Below are 19,531 nucleotides of genomic sequence, written 5' to 3'. Positions count from 1 at the left end.
GCCCCCGGCGATGCGACGGGGGCCAGGGCGTTGGGGGGCTGGGCGATCAGCCCCGATCCCCCAGCAATCCCGCATAGACGCCGCCCTGCGCGGCCAGCGCGTCATGGGTTCCGCTTTCGACCACCCGCCCGTGCTGCATGACCACCAGCAGATCGGCGTCGCGGACCGTCGACAGCCGATGCGCGATGGTGATCGTCGTGCGGCCCTTGGACGTTGCCTCAAGCGCCATCGACATCGCCCGCTCGGTCCGGGTGTCCAGCGCGCTGGTGGCTTCGTCCAGCAGCAGGATCGGCGGATCGCGCAGGATGGTGCGCGCCAGCGCCAGCCGCTGCTTCTCGCCGCCGGAAAACCGATGCCCCCCCTCGCCGACCAAAGTGTCATAGCCGCGCGGCAGCGTCGCGATGTGATCGTGGATCTGCGCCACACGGGCGGCGGCGATCATCTCTTCATCGGTCGCATCGGGGCGGGCGAAGCGCAGGTTCTCGGCCACCGAGGCATGCAGCAGATAGGGTTCCTGCGACACGACGCCCAGCATCTGCGACAGGGTGTCGAAGCTGAGATCGCGCAGATCCACCCCGTCAAAGCGGATCGCCCCGGCATCGACATCATAAAGCCGCGCAAGCAGATAGCCGAGCGTGGTCTTGCCCGATCCGGTCGGGCCGACGATGGCGACATGGCTGCCCGCCGGAATGGTCAGGCTGACATCGTCCACCGCCGGGCCGGTGGCGTCGGCATAGGAAAACCGCACATGATCCAGCTGCACCTCGCCCCGCATGGCGCTGCGCGGCAGCACGACAGGCGCGGCGCTTTCGGTGATTTCGACCGGCTTGTCGATATATTCGAAGATCCGGGCGAACAGCGCCCGCGTCTTGCGGGTGTCGCGGCCGATTTCCAGCAGTTGCTCGAAGGGCCACAGAAGCTGTTCCTGCAGCGCGATCATCGCGACCAGCGTGCCGATGCTGGCCGGACTGTCGCCCAGCATCAGAACGCCCCCCGCCAGCAGCGTCAGCGCCGGCAGCGCCGCCAGGGCAAAGCCGATCAGCGCCCATTGCCATTCGCCCGCGGTGTGCGACCTGACCTCAAGCTGCGCCAGATCGCGGGAAATCCGGGTGAAGCGCTGGGTCAGCCAGGGGCCGCGCGCCATGGTCCGCGCCAGGATGATGCCCGAGGTCGACAGCGTTTCCTGCACCGCGGCCGACATGTCGGCGGCTCGCGCCTGCTGCTGGAAGGTCAGCGCCTCGCGCAGCTGGGCGACGCGCGCGCTGATCAGCACCGTCACCGGCACGATCAGCAGCACGAAAAGCGCCAGCCGCCAGTCCAGCAGCACGATCGCGACCGCCGTCATCAGCACCGCGCTGAGCGAGCGGCCAAGATCGTTCGCCGTGTCGGTCATCAGCGCCTGCAGCCCGGCAATATCGCCGGCGATGCGCGACTGCACCTCTCCGCTGCGGGTGCCGGTGAAGAAGCGCAGCGACAGCGATTGCAGATGGGCATAAAGCCGCACGCGCAGATCATGCAGGATCGCCTGGCCGATCCGCGCGCTCAGCACCGTCTGCAGCGCGCCGATCCCGGCCGACACAAGCGCCGCCGCGATCATCCCGCCCGCCAGCCACACCAGCATCGGCAGGTCCTGCTGCGGCACGGCCACGTCGATGATGGCGCGCAGCAGGAACGGCCCGGCAAGCCCGATGGCCGAGGCAAGGACCATCAGCAGGGCCACCCCGGCCAGGCGCTTGCGATAGGGGGCGAACAGGCCCAGCACACGGCGCATCGACACATGCCGGGCGGCCAGATCGTCATAATCCTCGGGGTCGTCAGTCATCGGTCTTCTCATTCAGAACAGGAGTTTGCGGCAGACGGATTTCCACCGTCAGCCCTTGGCCCTGGCGCGGCAGGATCCGCGCTTCGCCGCCATGGGCGCGCGCGATGGCACGCACGATGGGCAGGCCCAGCCCCGAGCCGCCAAGGCTGCGCCCACGCGATTCGTCGGCGCGCCAGAACCGCTCGAAGGCGCGGGCGCGACTTTCGGCGGACAGGCCCGGCCCGGTATCCGAGCAGCGGAAGACCACCTCGTCGCCCTCGACCAGGGTCTCGACATGAACCTGGCTCTGCGGGGCGTAGCGGCGGCAATTGTCCAGCACGGCAACGAAGATCTGCCGCAGCCGCAGCGGATCGGCCTTGGTCGGGGCCGGCGCCAGGGCGCGGGTCAGGGTGATGCCGGCCGCGGCAAGATCGGCCTCCAGCGCGGCCAGGGCCGCCTCGACCTCATCGGCCAGATCGACGGGCCGACAGGTCAGCTCCAGCCGCCCCGCATTGCTCAGCGCCAGCGTCCGCAGCTCTTCCACGATCGCGGCAAGATGATCGACATGGGCGATCAGCCGGCCGTAGATCTGCGGCGAGGGGTCGAAAACCCCGTCCGACAGGCCCTGCAACCGGCCGCGCAGAATGGTCAGCGGCGTGCGCAATTCATGCGCGATGGCCGAGTTGGAATAGCTGAGTTCCGTCTCGGCCCGTTCCAGGCGTTCTGCCATCAGGTTGAAGTCGCGCAGCAGATCTGCCGCCTCGCGGAAGCTGCCCTGGGGCAGGTCGGCCCGGGCCGAGAAATCGCCGCTGGCAATCTGGCGCGCGGCCCCGGCCACCGATTTCAGCGGCGCGACGATCCGTCGGGCCAGCCGCCAGCCGATCCCCGAGGCCGTGCCCAGTCCGAAGGCCAGCAGAAGCAGCACCATGACCGTATCGGCGGTGCGCCAGACGGCCTCGGTTTCGGGCCCGGGATAGAGCCATTCATAGATGAAGAAGAAATAGGCCATCAGGCCCAGATAGACGATGGTCGAGGCGATCAGCGTCAGCGCGACCATCGTGCGCGTGATGCGGGCATTCAGGTTAGCGGCCATCGGGGGCATCCAGACGATAGCCGATGCCGCGCACCCCTTCCAGCATGCCCTCGCCCCCCGCCGCCGCAAGCTTGCGGCGCAGGTTGCTGACATGGCTGTCGACGGTGCGATCCAGCGCCGCCCCTTCGGGCAGGCAGGCATCGACCAGATCGCCGCGGCTGAAGGCGCGGCCGGGATAGCGCATCATATGCGCGAGGATGCGGAATTCGGTCGGGGTCAGATCCAGCGCGACCGGCCCGGCCCCGGCCTCGATCCGGGCACGGTAGGCGCCGGGGTCGACCGTCAGCGGGCCCAGGCGCAGCAGATGCTCGGCGCCCCGACTGAGGGTGCGGCGCAGGACGGCGCGGGCGCGGGCCACCACTTCAAGCGGATTGAACGGCTTGACCACATAGTCATCGGCGCCGATGCGCAGCGCCTGCAGCTTGTCCATGTCCTCGGCCAGGGCGGTGACCATAATCACCGGCGTCTCGCCCCGGCGCCGGATCGTGGCCAGCACCTCGTAGCCGTCCTTTCCGGGCAGCTTGATGTCCAGCACCACCAGATCGGGGCGCAGGCTTTGGTGATGGGCCAGCCCGGTGGTGCCGTCGCGGGCGCAGATCACCCGAAACCCCTCGCGCACGAAGTAGCTTTCCAGGATCTCGGCAATCTCGGCTTCATCCTCGACAATCAGGATCAGGGCATCGCTCATGGTTGGGCCTTTCCGGTCTGGCTGTCAGGGGCCGCCCGCGTCAGGCGGCTGACCGTCACATAAAGCACCGGCACGAAGAACACCGCCAGCACCGTTGCCGACACCATGCCGCCGAAGACGCCGGTGCCGATGGCATTCTGGATCTCGGACCCCGCGCCGCGCGCCAGCATCAGCGGAACCACCCCCAGGATGAAGGCAAGCGAGGTCATGATGATCGGCCGCAGCCGCAGCCGCGCGGCCTGCAGCGTCGCGCGGGACAGGCCCATGCCCCCCTCGCGCAGATGGCGCGCATATTCGACCATCAGGATCGCATTCTTGGCCGACAGCCCGATGATGGTGATGAGCCCGACCTTGAAGAACACGTCATTGTCCATGCCGCGCATCAGCACCGCAGCGACCGCGCCCAGAACCCCAAGCGGCACGACCAGCATCACCGAGAACGGCACCGACCAGCTTTCGTAAAGCGCCGCCAGGACCAGGAACACCACCAGCATCGAGGCCGCCAGCAGCATCGTCGCCTGGCTGGCCGATTGCTTTTCCTGCAGGGACTGGCCGGTCCATTCCACCGCAAAGCCCGATGGCAGGGCCTTGGCCAGGCGCTCCATCTCGGCCATCGCAGCGCCGCTTGAGACGCCGCTGGCCGCCGCGCCCGAGATGCGCGCGGCCGGATAGCCGTTGTAGCGGCTCAGGGCCTGGGGGGTTTCTTCCCAGGCCGGGGTGACGACCTGCGACAGCGGCACCATCGCGCCGTCAAGATTGCGCACCTCCAGCTTCAGCACGTCTTCGACATGCATCCGCGCCGCGGCATCGGCCTGCACGATGACCTGCTGAAGCCGCCCCTGATTGGGGAAGTCGTTGACATAGCTGGATCCGATCGCGGTCGCGATCGTCTCGCTGATCGTGTCGAAGCGCAGGCCGAAGGCATGGGCCTTTTCCCGGTCGATCTTCAGCGCGACGGCCAGACCGTCGGGCAGGCCCTCGCTCATCACGCCGGTCAGAAGCGGGCTGGCAGCGGCGGCGGCGATCAGCTGGTCCTCGGCTGCCTTCAGCGCCGCGGGCCCGGCATTGGCGCGATCCTCCAGCCGCAGCGAGAAGCCCGAGGTCGAGCCCAGCGATTCAATCGCCGGCGGCTTCATGATCATCGCCGTGCCTTCGGGAATATCGGCCATGGCGGTTTCGGCGGCGGCAATCTCGTCATCGACAGAGATCTTGCGCGCGCTCCAGTCCTTCAGGCTGGTGAAGGCCATGGCCGCATTCGGCCCCGATCCCGAGAAGCCGAAGCCAAGGATGATGGTGTTTTCGGTGATGTCGGGACGGGTCGCGGTATGGGCCTCATAGGCCGCGATCACGGCGCGGGTGCGTTCGGCCGTGGCGCCGGCCGGCAATTCGAACATGGCCATGAAATTGCCCTGATCCTCTTCCGGAACGAAAGAGGTGGGGACGCGGTTGTAGCCGACCAGCAGCGCGCCGATCAGCGCGGCATAGATCACCAGCATCCGCCCGCCCCGCCGCAGCGTCCAGCCGATCCAGCCGGTATAGCGCTTGGTCAGGGCGTCAAAGCGGCGGTTGAACCAGCCGAAGAAGCCCTTGCCCGTGCCATGCGCCGCGACAGGTTTCAGGATCGTGGCGCAAAGCGCCGGGGTCAGGGTCAGCGCAAGGAAGGCCGAGAACAGGATCGACACTGCCATCGACAGCGTGAACTGCCGATAGATCGCGCCGACCGATCCGGCCGCCAGACCCATGGGGATGAACACCGCCGCCAGCACCAGCGTGATGCCGACGATCGCACCCGAGATCTCGCGCATGGCCTGCTGGGTCGCGGCTTTCGGCGAAAGCCCCTGCCGCGCCATGATCCGCTCGACATTCTCGACCACGACGATCGCGTCGTCGACGATGATGCCGATGGCTAGAACCATGCCGAACATGGTCAGGACGTTGATCGAATAGCCCGCCGCCCACATCACCGCGAAGGTGCCCAGCAGCGCCACCGGCGCCACGATGGTGGGGATCAGCGTATAGCGCACCTTCTGCAGGAACAGCAGGATCACCAGGAAGACCAGCGCCATCGCCTCGAACAGCGTCTGGATCACCTTGGTGATCGAGACCTTCACGAAGGGCGCGGTGTTGTACGAGATCGAGACCTCCATATCCTCGGGCATGGCCACGCGCAGTTCGGCCAGCCGGGTTTCGATCGCGGCGGCGGTGCGCACGGCATTGGCGCCCGGCGCCATCTGGATCGCGGCCGCCGCGGCGCCCTTGCCGTTGCTGCTGACGCTGAAGGACATGGTCTGCGCGCCGATTTCCAGCCGGGCCACATCGCCCAGCACCAGCCGCGCGCCATCGCCATTGGCCCGCAGCGGGATCGCGGCGAAGGCTTCGGGCGTCGTCAGCTGGCCCTGGATCGTCAGCATCGTCGACATCCGGGTGCCAGGAACGGTCGGCTCTTCCCCCACCCGCCCGGGCGTCGCCTGCGCATTCTCGCGCGAGATCGCCTCGGTCACATCGGACATGGTCAGCCCGAAGGCCGCAAGCTTTGCCGGATCGACCCAGACCCGCATCGCGCGTTCCGACCCGAATTGCTGCACCCGCCCGACGCCGGGAATGCGCTTCAGCTCTTCGGCCAGGTTGCGCGTCAGATAGTCGCCAAGGCTCAGCTCATCGGTCTGCCCCGCGCGCGAGCGCAGGGTGATCACCATCAGAAACCCCGATTCCGCCGCCTCGACCCCGATGCCCGACCGGCGCACGGCGGCGGGCAGCAGCGCTTCGGCATTCTTCAGCCGGTTCTGCACATCGATCTGCGCAAGTTCGATATCCGTGCCCGGCTTGAAGGTGACCGAGATGCTGGCGCCGCCGGTCGAATCCACGCTGGATTCGTAATACAGCACGTTCTTGACGCTGGAGAGTTCCTTCTCGATCGGCCGGATCACGCTGTCGCTGACCGTCTGCGCATCTGCCCCGGCATAGGTGGTGAAGATGCTGACGCTGGGCGGGGCGATGTCGGGAAACCGCGCCACCGGCAGTTGCGGAATGGCGACGATCCCGGCCAGCGAGATGAAGATCGCGATGACCCAGGCGAAGACCGGGCGGGTGATGAAGAATTGCGACATGGCCGGTCTTTCAGGGCTGGGAAACGGGGGTGGCGTCATCGGACGCGGGCGCCGCGGCGCCGGGGGTCGTGGTCTGGACCGTGACCGGGATCGCGGCCCCGTCGGGCACGCGGTCCTGGCCCGTGACGGCGACGGTCTCGCCCGGCTCCAGCCCGGCGGTGACGATCACCCTTGTGCCGACCCGGTCGCCCAGCCGGACATCGCGGCGCCGGGCTTCGCCCTGATCCGAGACGACCACGATCTGCGCCGTGCCATCGCCCTTGCGCAGAATGGCATCCTCGGGCACCAGCAGCGCCCCCGATACCTGTCCGCGCGGCACCGAGGCGCGCACGAACATGCCCGGCAGCAAGGTCAGCTCGGGATTGGCAACCTCGATCCGGACCGAGGCATTGCCGGTGCCCGGATCGACGATCACATCCGAGAATTTCAGCTGCCCCGTCAGCGCCGCCCCCGCGGCCTGCCCCGGCCCGGCGCGGCCCGCGCCCTGACCGTCGGGCTTGACCCTGACCGGGCCGATCCCCTGCTCGGCCGCGACCAGCAGGTCATCCAGACCTTCGGCAGGCAGCCTGAGATCGACATAGACCTTTTCCAGATCCTGGATCACCGCCAAGGGCTTGTCGGCGCCGGTCGTCGCCAGGCCGCCGATATCGGCAAGACCCGCCGCCACATAGCCGCTGATCGGCGCGCGCAGCATGGCGAATTCCAGATCCAGCCGGCGGCGTTCGACGACGGCGCGGGCCTCGGCCACACCGGCGGTCGCCAGCAGCAGGTCGTTGCGGGCGGTGTCGTTCTTTTCCTTGCTGACCGCGTTGCGCGCCAGAAGCGCATCCGAGCGTTCCACCGCGCGGCGGGCATGGTCCTGCGCGGCCTCGGCCCGGGCAAGCGCGGCCTCGGCCACATGCAGATCGGCCTGAAGCGGCGCCGGATCCAGCTGGAACAGCAGATCGCCCGCCGCAACCCGCATGCCTTCATCGACCCGCCGTTCAAGGATCAGCCCGCTGACCTGAGGCCGGATCTCGACCCGCCGGAAGGCCGCGACCCGGCCCGACAGTTCGGCTTCCAGCAGGACAGATTCGGGGCGGATGGCGGCAACGCCAAGCTGGATCGCCGGCCCTGCCGCGGCATCTTCCGGCGGCGTCTCGGCCGAAGGGGCGGCAGAATGAAACAGGGCGAACGCCCCGGCCGACAGGGCAAGACCCAGCACGAGAAGAAGACTGCGGCGCGACATGGCAGGACCTTTGATGATGCTTGCCGCGCTATCGGCCCAGACTGTCGACGCTTCGTCGATGAATGATGGAGATTATGTGGAGATCGCCCGGCACAGATCAGCCCGCCGCCCCAGCCGCCCAGCGCGGTCGCCCGCCCTGCGCCAGGGGTGGCCGGAGATGCAGCCCTGGCCTCAGCAACCGCGGCATCCACTTTCCCCATCGCGGCGCGCGATTGCGGCAATGCGGCGCTGCGTCACTCTGGGAATGACGGCATCAGGGAAGCGACGCTGCGGCAGTACATTCGAAGCCCGGACTGCCAGGACAGTGGCTACATTGACTGCTCTTTCCCCCGAGACACCAAAGGAACCGCCTCGGCACGCCCAGTACTGGCGCGGCAGTCGGGACCGAAAGGCGAAATGAACCAGGGCGCAATTTCGTACAACAGGAGCGGACTCTCGTCTGACAAGGAAACGGATCGCGACATCTGACTAATGCGATATCCGCAGCACGGGCCCTCCGCCCTTTCCCCCATTTCCGCAATGACACGCCGAATTTTCCAAATTTAAACCGACGCAATCGGCCCGCCATGCGCTAGCATTTCTGAAGATTATGTGTCGCGAGGATTCCAAATGAAGCGTGTTTTGCTTGCCGTCTTGCTGACGGCTGCCTGTCAGGATCAGTCCGGTCGAATTTCGAACGAAGCGCCGCAGGAGAAGTCCAGGATCGCGGATGTCACCGCATCAGAGAATGCCGCCGCACGCGACGGAATATCCGTCCAGGTCTGGAGTACCGTCTATTTTGCAAAATCCTTACGCCCGGCATCCGGCGAAGGCATGCCGCTGCTTGACATGCAGGATCGCGCGCTTACCGCGCCTGTGCAGATCAGCGCGCTTTGCGAGGCTGCCATCGAAGGGACTGCAATCCTGGAAGGCCAGGTCTACAACTATGCAGGGATGCGTGGCGTGAAGCAGGATTACTGCGGGACGCGGACGGTGATGCGAAACGCAACCCTCGTGCGCTGGAAGAAGGCGACACATCCTTTGGGCGACGGAAACCGCAACAATGCCCTGATCCCGTTCAGGACGATTGCATGCGATCAACGCAGCAACTGGATTCCGGATCCGGCAGGGGCGCGCCCGGCACGTTTCGGCGAAAGGATCCTGATCCCATCGGCCCGCGGCACCCTGCTGCCAAACGGCGAAATTCATGACGGAATTTTCATCTGTGGCGATGTCGGCGGCGCCATCCAGGGCAACCACATAGATCTTTATATCGGCGCGGCCGCCGATGACCGAGATGCGATTGCCAAAAGCCCCTTCAACTTCTCGAAGACGTCGACGCCATTTCAGGCCTATGTGATGCCATGAATTGAAAGGACGCATCGGGCGCCAATTGGGCAATCGCCGCGGCACTGCGGAGTGACCGGATCTGGTCATTCCCACCCGCCGTCCGCTACTCGGCCGGCGTGGCCCTTTCGGCCGCGGCCCCGCCCTGCGCGGCGCGCATTTCGGCGGCAAGCAGCGCCTGTTCGTGGCTGCGCGCGCGCGACAAGCCGGCCAGCAGCACATAGGCGACGGGCGTGATGTACAGCGTCGCCAGCGTCGCCAGGCCCAAGCCCCCGACGATGATCCAGCCCAGAACCTCACGCGCTTCGGCCCCGGCGCCCTGGGCGAAGACCAGGGGCAGCCCGCCCAGCACCGTGGCGATCATCGTCATCATCACCGGCCGCAGCCGCAGGACCGAGGCGCGCTCGATCGCGTCGCGCACGCTTGCGCCCTCTTCCCGCAGCTGGTCGGCGAATTCCACGATCAGGATGCCGTTCTTCGCCATGATCCCCACCAGCAAGACCAGCCCGATCTGCGAATAGACGTTCAGGCTGCCGCCCGTCGCCAGCAGCGCGAAGACCGCGCAGGCCAGGCCCAGGGGCACGGTCGCCATCACGATCACCGCCGAGACAAAGCTTTCGAACTGCGCCGACAGGACCAGGAACACCACGGCCAGCGCGATGCCGAAGGTCACCAGCAGCCCCGACGAGGTTTCGCCCAGCGTCGCCGCCTCGGCCATGGGCGCGATGCGCATGTCGCTGTCCAACAGCCCCTGCGCCAGGCCCTGCACCTCGGCCAGCGCATCGCCCAGGGCCAGATCCGCGCTGAGCCCCGCGGTGATCGGCACCGCACGCATCTGGCTTTCGCGCTGCAATTCCGGCGCCACGGCCTTTTCGGTCAGCGTCACGAAACTGGACATCGGCACCATCTGCCCGTCGCGGCCGGCGATGAAGATCCGCTCCAGATCGCCCGGGTCATTGACCGGATCCATGGTCGAGACGAGGCGGATATCGAAGGAATTGTCATCCAGGAACAACGTGCCCACGGTGCGGCCATCCAGCACCGCCTGCAGCGCCGCGCCCAGACCGTCGATCGCCACCCCCAGATCCTCGGCCTTGGCGCGGTCGATCTCGATGAACAGCTGCGGCTGGGTCGTGTCATAGCCAAGCCGCACCTGGCCCAGCCGCGGGTCCTGTTCCATCTTCGCCACCAGCGCGCGCGCGGCCGCGCCCAGCCGGTCGTAGTCATCGCCCACAAGCGCAATCGACAGGCCCTGCCCGGCGCCGCGAATGCCCAGCGAATTGGGCTGGATCGCGAAGGCCCGCACCCCGATCACCCCGCGCAGGCCCTGCTGCAACTCGGCCGCGATCTCTTGCTGGCTGCGCGCGCGGTCGGCCCAACCGGCCAGCGTGACCACGATGAAGCCGCGATTGTCCGACCCGCCCATGCCAGTGATCGAGAAGACGCTTTTCACCTCGCCCGAGCGGCGGAACGGATCGAGCAGCGCCTCGATCTCGCGCATCTTGCCATCGGTATAGTCCAGCGACACGCCCTGCGGCGCCTGGACCGACAGCAGGATCGCGGCGCGGTCCTCGGCAGGCGTCAGCTCCTGGCGCAGCGCCGGAAACAGCGCCACGGCCAGAAGCGCGATCAGAACCGCAGCCGCCACCGCCACCAGGGGCGCATTCAGGCAGCGCCGCAGCGTCCAGGCATAGAAGCCAGAAAGCCGCTCGCCCAGGCGCACCATCGCGCTGCGCCGGGCCCCGGCCTGCTGCGGGCGCAGAAGCCGTGCGGCCAGAACCGGCGTCAGCGTCAGCGCGGTGACCGAGGACAGCAGGACCGAGATCGCCAGCGTGAAGCCGAATTCGCGAAACAGCCCGCCGGTCTGGCCGGGCAGGAAAGACAGCGGCACGAAAACCGCGGCCAGCGTCGTCGTCGTGGCCAGGACGGCGAAGAAGACCTGCTCGGTCCCCAGCACCGCGGCGGCGCGCGCGCCCATCCCCTCGGACCGGCGGCGGACGATGTTTTCCAGCACCACGATCGCATCGTCGACCACGATCCCGGTGGCCAGAACCAGCGCCAGCAGCGTCAGGATGTTGATCGAGAAGCCCGCCAGCCAGATCGCCGCCAGCGTGCCGATCAGCGCCACCGGAATCGCCACGACCGGGATCAGCGTCGCGCGGGCGTCGCGCAGGAACAGATAGATCACCGCGGTCACGATCAGCACCGACAGGACCAGGGCGATTTCCACCTCATGGATCGCGCCATTGATGAAATCGGCGCTGTCCGAGGTGATCAGCAGCCGCACATCACCGGGCAGGATCGGTTGCAGATCGGCCACGACCTGGCGCACCGCGGCCGAGATCGCCAGCGTATTGCCATTGGCCTGGCGGATGATGCCCAGCCCGATGCCGGTTTCGCCATTGGCGCGCAACATGCTGGCGCCCGGCTCGGGGCCCAGCGTCACCTGCGCCACATCGCCCAGCTTCACATCCCCCGCGACGGTCAGCGCCGCGATCTGCGGTGCGGTGCGGATGGCGGCGGTCGTGCGCACCATCAGGCTTTGCCGGTCCGAAGACAGCGCCCCCGCCGGCGCATCCAGCGCCGCATTGGCCAGCGTGTCGCGCAGATCGGCCAGCGTCAGCCCGCGCGCGGCCAGCTGCATCAGATCGACATCGACACGGAAGACTAGCCCCCGGTCGCCGAACATCTGCACATCGGCCACGCCCGGCGCGGCCAGAAGCCGCGGCTCGACCAGATCCTCGACCAGCTGGGTCAGATCCTCGGCCGTGCGGCGCGACGAGGTGACGGCGATGCGCAGGATCGCATCGCTGTCGGCATCGGCCTTGACCACGCGCGGCGCATCGGCATCGTCGGGCAGGCTGTTCTGCACCCGGCTGACCGCTTCGCGCAGGTCGGTCGCGGCGACATCCAGTTCTACATCGTCGCGAAATTCGACCGTGACCCGGCTTGACCCCAGCCGCGAGGAAGACGAGATCGACTTCACCCCCGCCACCCGGCCCGCGGCCCCTTCGATCACCGCCGTCACCTCGCGGTCGACGGTTTCGGGCGAGGCGCCGGAATAGGCGGTCGAGATCGTCACCACCGGCCGGTCGACATTGGGCAATTCGCGCACATCGGCGCCCAGAAGCCCGGCCAGGCCTGCAATCACGATCAGCGCATTCAGCACGAAGGCCAGGATCGGGCGGCGGATGAACAGCGCTGTGCGGCCGGACGGGGCGGCGTCGGGGGGCGGCAGAGGGGCGCCGCTCATCCGCCGGCCCCCGGGGCACCCGCGCCGCCGGCCAGATCGACCGGCCCGCCCGGGCGCAGCATCTGCACCCCTTCGGTGATCACCAGATCGCCCGGCTCCAGCACCAGATCGACCAGAACCGCGTCGGCATTGCGCTGCAGGATGCGGATCGGCAGGCGCTGCGCCTTGCCCTGGCGCGCGACCCAGACATAGGCGCCATCGGCGCCCCACTGGATCGACAAGGGATCGACCGCGGCATATTCGGCGCCGGTGAAGTCCAGCACCATGCGAAAGGCCATGCCGGCGCGCAGGTCGTCGCGGTCATTGCCGATCCGCGCCTGAACGCGCAGGCTGCGGCTGGTTTCATCCACCCGGTTGTCGATCGCCCCGATCACGCCCCGGATCTGCTGGCCCGGGGTCGAGATCGGCTCGGCCATGACCGGATCGCCGGGCTTGACCAGCGTCGCCACCCGCTCGGGCACCCGGAAATCGACGATCAGGCTGGATCGGTCCTCGATCCGCGTCACCACGGTCGAGGGCGAAACCAGATCGCCGGTCTGCACCTCGATCAGGCCGACAACGCCCGCGATCGGCGCCACCAGCCGGTGATCGGCCAGATCGCGCTCGGCGGTCTTCAGCGCCAGATCGGCGGTGCGCAACGCCAGCTGCGCCTCCTGGATCTGCAACGCCGTGGTCGCGCCCGAGCCGGTCAGCTTTTCCAGCCGCTCCAGCGTGGCCCGGGCGTCTTCCCAGACCAGCCGGGCCCGGTCGGCGGCCAGCTGCGCCTGTTCGGAATCCAGTTCGACGATCACCTCGCCCGCGGTCACCCGCTGCCCCGGTGCGGCGCGCAAGGCGGTGATCCGGCCCGAGACATCGGGCGTCAGCACCACCGACTGCACCCCGCGGGCCGAGCCGATGGCGGTGACCTGGTCGCGCAGCACCTGGCGCTGCGGGGCTGCGGCAATGACCGGCACCGGCCCCCCGGCCGAGGCCCCGCCGCCCTTGGCCGCGGCCGTCTCGTCCGGGGCGGGCGCCAGGCCGATGGCGCGCAGGGGCTGCAACAGGCCCGCCCGGTCAAGCCAGGGATGGGTGCCCGGCACGAAGCGCGCAGCCACGGGAACGGCCACCGCTCCGATTGCAAGGATGGCCAGAAGCTGCGGAAGAATCTTCATGCGGTCGTCTGTCCTTCCGTCGTGCCGCCGGCGCGGGATCTGCTGTGGGGCCGGCACCGGGTGGGGGCGAAGCGGCACCCCGCCGGGGCGCGCGGCCGGGATGATCTGTCAAAACACCGGCCCATGGAAGCCTTGCTCGCGGTCTCGTGACCGGCTGTCGGGCGGGAAGAAGGCTTTGCCTTTCCCGGCCGGGCCGTCAGGCCTGCGATTGCGATTGCGCCTGGACCTGGGCCTGGGCCTGTTCCGCGGCGCGGATCGCGACCGTCACGTCCAGCACCTCGGGCGAGGCGCCGGTCGCGCCACGGGCGACGCCCCGGATCGGTGCGGCATCCTGGGCGTCAAGCCCGCTGCCCAGCCGGATATAGCGTTCATCCGGGCAGCAGGCATTGGCCGGATCGAAGCCGACCCAGCCCAGGCCCGCGACATGGATCTCGGCCCAGGCATGCGCGGCCTCATGCGGGGTGCCGTCTTCGGTGGCAAACAGATAGCCCGAGACATAGCGCGCCGGCAGGCCGCGCAGCCGCGCGCAGGCGATCAGCACCTGGGCATGGTCCTGGCAGACGCCCTCGCCCAGCGCCAGCGCCTCGGCCGCGGTGGTGGCGGCATGGGTGGCGCCGGGGCGGTAGGCCACCGCCTGGGCCACGGCGGCCGCCAGACCATGGGCCAGGGCCAGAACCTCGTCCCCGTCGACGCCCCGCGCCAGCGCGAACAGCGCCGCGTCCGCTTCGGTCGCGGGCGTGTCGATCAGGTAGCAATTGGGCGAAACCGTCTCGCGCAGGCCCTTCAGCACCCCCGCCGTGTCGCGCGTTTCGACCGTGCCGCGCACCCGGACCAGAACCTCTTCAACCGGGCCGGGCACCGTCCAGCCCTGCATCCGGTCGCCCGCCCCATCGCGAAACGCCCCGCCCGGCACCCCACCCGACACCTCGACCGCCCAGTCCACCACCCGCTGGCTGTCGCAATCCGAGGGCGTCAGCCGATGGCTTTGCATCACCGCGCGCACCGGCGCATCGTAGCGGTAACGGGTCACATGATCGACAACCAGCCGCATCAGCGCAGTTCTCCGCTTAGATAGACCTCATGGATCGCGCCGCCCAGGGCGGCGGCATTGCCGATGAAGCGGCTGAGATATTCATGCAGCCCCTCGTCGAAGATCCGCTCGACGCTTTCGGCTTCCAGATCGGCCAGCATGGCGCGGGCCTGATCCTGCGCCAGGGTCTGGCGGCCATAGGCCTTGGCCAGCCGGGCCAGGTGATTGGCGATGCCCGCGACGCAGGTGGTCAGCGAGCGCGGACATTGCGGGTTCAGGATCAGGAAATCGGCGATCTTCGCCGCCGTGACCTCGCCGCCATAGGCCCAGTGAAAGGCGCGCTGCGCCCCCATGGCGCGCAGAAGCGTGGTCCATTGGTAATTGTCCAGACCCGAGCCCACGAATTCCACCCGCGGCAGAAGGACATAGTATTTCACATCCATCAGCCGCGCGGTGTTGTCGGCGCGTTCCAGATAGTAGCCAATGTTCAGGAAGCTGTAGCCGTCATTTCGCAGCAGCGTGGCATCGATCGCGCCCCGCAGCAGCGCCGCCTGGCGCATCACCCAATCGGTCAGTTCCGACAGTTCCAGCGACGATCTTTCGCGCCGCTCAAGCGTGCGCAACTCCTGGAAGGCCGAATTCAGCGCGTCCCAGACCTGGGCGGTCAGCGCCGTGCGCACGATCCGGCCGTTTTCCCGCGCCGCCGTGATGCACGAGGCCACCGAAGACGGGTTGTCGCGGTCGAAGAACAGCCAGCTTTCCAGATTGCGCTGCACCGGATCGCCGTATTTCTTCGCAAAACCCTCGGCCATGCCCGAGGCCTGCAGCAGGCTGTCCCATTCGCTGCGATAGCCATGGGCCGAGGGCAGAAGCGAGATCCGGCTGCCCACTTCCAGAAGCCGGGCCGAAGTGTCGGCGCGCTCCATATAGCGGGCGATCCAGTACAGATTGTCGGCTGTCCGGCTCAGCACGGCAGGCCCCCCTTACGCGCCGCATCGGATCCTTCGCAGAAGGATCGCCCGCGTCCCACAGCCGGCACACCGGCCCGAAATCCGATTTTCCGCCGAAAAATCGCCTGCTTCATCGCCCTACTCCGCAAGGACCCAGGTGTCCTTGACACCGCCGCCCTGGGACGAATTCACCACCAGCGAGCCTTCGGTCAGCGCCACCCGCGTCAGCCCGCCCGGCACCAGTTCCACCCGCTCGCCCACCAGACAATAGGGCCGCAGATCCACATGCCGCGGCGCCACACCCTCTTCCACGAAAGACGGCACGGTCGACAAAGCCAGCGTCGGCTGGGCGATGTAATTGCCCGGATGCTCGCGCAGCTTGGCGCGGAAGGCCTCGATCTGGGCCTGGCTGGCCTTGGGCCCGACCAGCATCCCATAGCCGCCCGAGCCATGAACCTCTTTCACCACCAGTTCTTCCAGATGCTCCAGCACATATTTCTGGTCATCCGCCTTGCCGCATTGCCAGGTCGGCACATTGTTCAGCAGGGGCTCTTCGCCCAGATAGAAGCGCACCATTTCCGGCACATAGGTATAGACCGCCTTGTCATCGGCTACCCCCGCGCCGGGGGCAGAGCAGATCGACACCCCGCCCGAGCGGTAGACATCCATCAGCCCCGGCACGCCCAGCATCGAATCCGGCCGGAAGCACAGCGGATCCAGATAGGAATCGTCGATCCGCCGATAGATCACATCGACCCGCTTCGGGCCCTCGGTCGTGCGCATCCAGACATATTCGCCCTCGACGAACAGATCCTGCCCCTCGACCAGTTCCACCCCCATCAGATCGGCCAGGAAACTGTGTTCGTAATAGGCGCTGTTGAAATGGCCCGGCGTCAGGATCACCACCGTCGGCTCGCCCTTGCACTTGGCCGGCGCCACGCTGGCCAGGGTGCGGCGCAGCTTTTCGGGATAGCTGTCCACCGGCTCGATCCGGTTTTCCCGGAACAGGTCGGGGAACATCCGCATCATGATTTCGCGGTTTTCCAGCATGTAGCTGACACCGCTGGGGGTGCGGCAATTGTCTTCCAGCACGAAAAACTCGTCCGGGCCGGTGCGCACGATGTCGATGCCGACGATGTGGGAATAGACCCCCTTGGGCGGCACGAAACCCACGCAGGCCTTTTCATAGGCCGCGTTCTGATAGACCAGCCGGGCCGGAATGCGGCCCGCGCGCACGATCTCGCCCCTTCCATAGACATCGACCAGAAAGGCGTTCAGGGCCCGCGCCCGCTGCTTGATGCCCTTTTCCAGCCGCGCCCATTCGGCGCCCGAGAAGACGCGCGGGAACATGTCGAAAGGGATCAGCCGGTCGGGATCACCGCCTTCGCCATAGACCGCGAAGGTGATGCCGATGCGGCGGAACAGCGTTTCCGCCTCGGCCTGTTTCAGGGTTCGCAGGTCCACCGGCATGGCCTGGACCCAGTTCTTCAGCTTGGCATAAGGCGCGCGCACTTCGGCCGCCTTGCCCCCGCTCTTGCCGTGCATTTCGTCGAAATAGCCGGTCAACATCACCCCCACTCACCTGAGGCCAGTCAATCCAACGCCGCAGGCGGCGTAAAGCCCCTTCGGAAGCTGCCGCGGCCTGCTGCGAAAAGATGCCCAAAAAACAGGCATCGCCCAGGCTTTGGGCGAATGCCGCGGAAGGACGGCGGGGGCGGCGCGACCCTGCGCCGGTCTTGACCCGGCATTCCGACCCGCCGGGCGAAGCCGCTGCCCCTTGTCCGCCCTGCCCCTTGTCCGCCCGCCCCGGGCCCCTAGATGACACGCATGGGCCAGGACCTTCTTACCCTTACCCCTTCGGGCCTGTTCTGCCCGGCGGGCGGCTTTCACATCGACCCCTGGCGCCCGGTCGACCGCGCCCTGATCACCCATGGCCATTCCGACCATGCCCGACCCGGCCATACCGCCTATCTGACCACGCCCCAGGCCCTGCCGGTGATCCGCCACCGCCTGGGCCCGATCACCGCCCAGACCCTGCCCTTCGGCGCGACGCTGTCGATCCAGGGCGTGACCGTGTCTTTCCACCCGGCGGGCCATGTGCCGGGCTCGGCCCAGATCCGGGTGGAACACCGGGGCGAGGTCTGGGTGGTCTCGGGCGATTACAAGACCGAGGCCGACGGCCTGGCCGAACGCTTCGCGCCGGTGCGCTGCCACGCCTTCATCACCGAATGCACCTTCGGGCTGCCGGTGTTCCACTGGGCGCCGCAGCCGGAAACCGTGGCCGAAATCGCCGCCTGGTGGGCGGCCAATGCCGCGGCGGGCAAGACATCGCTGCTGGGGGCCTACAGTTTCGGCAAGGCCCAGCGCCTGATCGCGGCCCTGCCGGCGCTTGGCCCGATCCTGACCCATGGCGCGGTCGAGGAGACCAATGCGATCCTGCGCGCGCAGGGCTATGCGCTGCCGCCCACGATCCGCGTGACCCCCGAGACCCGGGCGAAAACCCATCCGGGCGCGCTGGTCATTGCCCCGCCCTCGGCGCTGGCCAGCCCTTGGGCGCGCCGCTTCGAGCCGGCCGAGCAGGCGATGGCCTCGGGCTGGATGGCGCTGCGCGGCATCCGCCGCCGCCGCGGGCTGGGGATGGGCTTTCCGCTGTCGGACCATGCCGATTGGGACGGGCTGACCGCCGCGATCCGCGCCACGGCGGCCACGCGGGTGCTGGCCACCCATGGCTACACCCATGCTTTCGCGCGCTATCTGGCCGAACAGGGCTATGACGCCGCGCCGTTGGAGACCGAATTCGGCGGCGTCGGCGACGCGGCAGACCCGCCCGAAGACCCCGCATCCGGCGCGGAAGGCGGGCCGGTGTGAGGCGCTTTGCCGATCTTTTCGCCGCATTGGACGGCACCCCCTCGACCGGCGCCAAGACCGCCGCCTTGGCCGCCTATTTCCGCACGGCGCCGGAAGCCGACCGGGTCTGGACCGTGGCCCTGCTGTCGGGCCGTCGCCCCAAACGCGCCGCCACCTCGACCGAGTTGCGGCAATGGGCGACCGAAGAGGCCGGCCTGCCCGATTGGCTGTTCACCGAAAGCTATGCGCTGGTGGGCGACCTGGCCGAGACGATCGCGCTGATCCTGCCCCCGTCCGCCACCACTGCCACCGCCGCGCCCGGCCTATCCGAAACGCTGGCGCTGCTGTCGCGCCTGGCGGGCCAGCCGGTCGATATCCGCCGGGCCGCGATCCTGCAGGCCTGGCGCAGCCTGGCGCCGGCCGAGCGGTTCCTGTTCACCAAGCTTCTGACCGGCGGCTTCCGCATGGGGGTCAGCCGCGGGCTGATGACCCGGGCGCTGGCCCAGGCCAGCGGGGCGGCGGAAACCGCGGTGGCGCAGGCGCTGATGGGCGATTGGGATCCCGCGACCACCGATTTTTCCGCCCTGACCGAGGCGCAGGGCGCCGCGGGCGCCCAGCCCTATCCCTTCGCCCTCGCCGCGCCGCTTGAGGCCGCACCGCAAAGCCTGGGCGCGCCGTCGGACTGGCTGGCGGAATGGAAATGGGACGGCATCCGCGGCCAGCTGATCGCCCGGCCCGGTGCCTTCGCGCTGTGGTCGCGCGGGGAAGAGCTGATCACCGACCGTTTCCCCGAATTCGCCAGCCTGGCCGATCATCTGCCGCCGGGCACGGTGCTGGATGGCGAGATCCTGGCCTGGGATGCCGGCGCCGCCCGGCCGCTGCCCTTCGCGACGCTGCAAAAGCGCATCACCCGCAAGACCGTGCCGAAGGCGCTGCTGCGCAGCGCGCCCGCGCATCTTCTGGCCTATGACCTGCTGGAAGAGGCGGGCGAGGATCTGCGCGCCCTGCCCCTGGCCACCCGCCGCGCCCGGCTGGACCGCCTTCTGGCCTGGCTGCC

Annotated in this window: 13 protein-coding genes; 3 read left to right on the top strand and 10 right to left on the bottom strand. The window is 68.3% G+C overall.

Translation table 11 applies throughout. The annotated features are described in order from the left end of the window. Positions 1-46: 46 nt before the first annotated feature. From K1Y73_RS15180 to K1Y73_RS15160, 5 genes are read right to left on the bottom strand one after another with little or no spacing between them, the layout of a single operon-like run. A complete protein-coding gene (locus K1Y73_RS15180) occupies positions 47-1,822 on the bottom strand; it encodes an ABC transporter ATP-binding protein (protein WP_225029152.1) in 1,776 nt (591 codons plus the stop codon). Continuing rightward, entirely contained in the window at positions 1,815-2,894 is a 1,080-nt protein-coding gene (locus K1Y73_RS15175; RefSeq protein ID WP_225029151.1) for a sensor histidine kinase, read from the bottom strand. Before K1Y73_RS15175 ends, K1Y73_RS15180 begins: the two co-directional genes overlap by 8 nt. Continuing rightward, positions 2,884-3,582 carry a response regulator gene (locus K1Y73_RS15170; protein WP_225029150.1) on the bottom strand — a complete coding sequence of 233 codons (699 nt, stop codon included), beginning with the start codon at positions 3,580-3,582 and terminating at the stop codon, positions 2,884-2,886. Before K1Y73_RS15170 ends, K1Y73_RS15175 begins: the two co-directional genes overlap by 11 nt. Beyond that, positions 3,579-6,689, bottom strand: a complete 3,111-nt coding sequence (locus K1Y73_RS15165) for a multidrug efflux RND transporter permease subunit (protein ID WP_225029149.1) — start codon at positions 6,687-6,689, stop codon at positions 3,579-3,581. The genes K1Y73_RS15170 and K1Y73_RS15165 overlap by 4 nt, the downstream gene beginning before the upstream one ends. Positions 6,690-6,699: 10 nt before the next feature. Next, positions 6,700-7,917, bottom strand: coding sequence for an efflux RND transporter periplasmic adaptor subunit (locus tag K1Y73_RS15160; protein WP_225029148.1), 1,218 nt, complete (start codon positions 7,915-7,917; stop codon positions 6,700-6,702). Positions 7,918-8,526: 609 nt separating this feature from the next. Here K1Y73_RS15160 and K1Y73_RS15155 point away from each other — a divergent pair. Continuing rightward, a complete protein-coding gene (locus K1Y73_RS15155; RefSeq protein WP_225029147.1) occupies positions 8,527-9,264 on the top strand; it encodes a 3D domain-containing protein in 738 nt (245 codons plus the stop codon). 85 nt (positions 9,265-9,349) lie between these two features. Here the strand turns inward: K1Y73_RS15155 and K1Y73_RS15150 are convergent, their stop codons facing one another. The 5 genes from K1Y73_RS15150 to K1Y73_RS15130 form a co-directional block, all read right to left on the bottom strand. Continuing rightward, the gene (locus K1Y73_RS15150; RefSeq protein ID WP_225029146.1) at positions 9,350-12,496 is read right to left on the bottom strand and encodes an efflux RND transporter permease subunit; all 3,147 of its coding nucleotides are present in this window, start codon (positions 12,494-12,496) and stop codon (positions 9,350-9,352) included. Continuing rightward, entirely contained in the window at positions 12,493-13,647 is a 1,155-nt protein-coding gene (locus K1Y73_RS15145) for an efflux RND transporter periplasmic adaptor subunit (protein WP_225029145.1), read from the bottom strand. Before K1Y73_RS15145 ends, K1Y73_RS15150 begins: the two co-directional genes overlap by 4 nt. A gap of 196 nt (positions 13,648-13,843) precedes the next feature. Further along, positions 13,844-14,698: a transglutaminase family protein gene (locus K1Y73_RS15140; protein WP_225029144.1), complete on the bottom strand. Its 855-nt coding sequence runs from the start codon at positions 14,696-14,698 to the stop codon at positions 13,844-13,846. Next, on the bottom strand, positions 14,698-15,648 hold the full coding sequence (locus K1Y73_RS15135; protein ID WP_225029143.1) for an alpha-E domain-containing protein: 951 nt from the start codon (positions 15,646-15,648) through the stop codon (positions 14,698-14,700). Before K1Y73_RS15135 ends, K1Y73_RS15140 begins: the two co-directional genes overlap by 1 nt. 117 nt (positions 15,649-15,765) lie before the next feature. Next, positions 15,766-17,196, bottom strand: a complete 1,431-nt coding sequence (locus K1Y73_RS15130; protein ID WP_225029142.1) for a circularly permuted type 2 ATP-grasp protein — start codon at positions 17,194-17,196, stop codon at positions 15,766-15,768. Between the two features lie 258 nt (positions 17,197-17,454). On the opposite strand from K1Y73_RS15130, the gene K1Y73_RS15125 reads away from it, so the two are divergent. Further along, a complete protein-coding gene (locus K1Y73_RS15125; protein ID WP_225029141.1) occupies positions 17,455-18,495 on the top strand; it encodes a ligase-associated DNA damage response exonuclease in 1,041 nt (346 codons plus the stop codon). Beyond that, the coding region (locus K1Y73_RS15120) for an ATP-dependent DNA ligase (RefSeq protein ID WP_451923583.1) at positions 18,492-19,531 on the top strand (1,040 nt) is incomplete at its 3' end. The genes K1Y73_RS15125 and K1Y73_RS15120, both read left to right, overlap by 4 nt.

The organism is Xinfangfangia pollutisoli, from assembly GCF_020179405.1.
GTDB lineage: Bacteria > Pseudomonadota > Alphaproteobacteria > Rhodobacterales > Rhodobacteraceae > Pseudogemmobacter > Pseudogemmobacter pollutisoli.
This window is presented reverse-complemented; position numbering and strand designations above follow the sequence as displayed.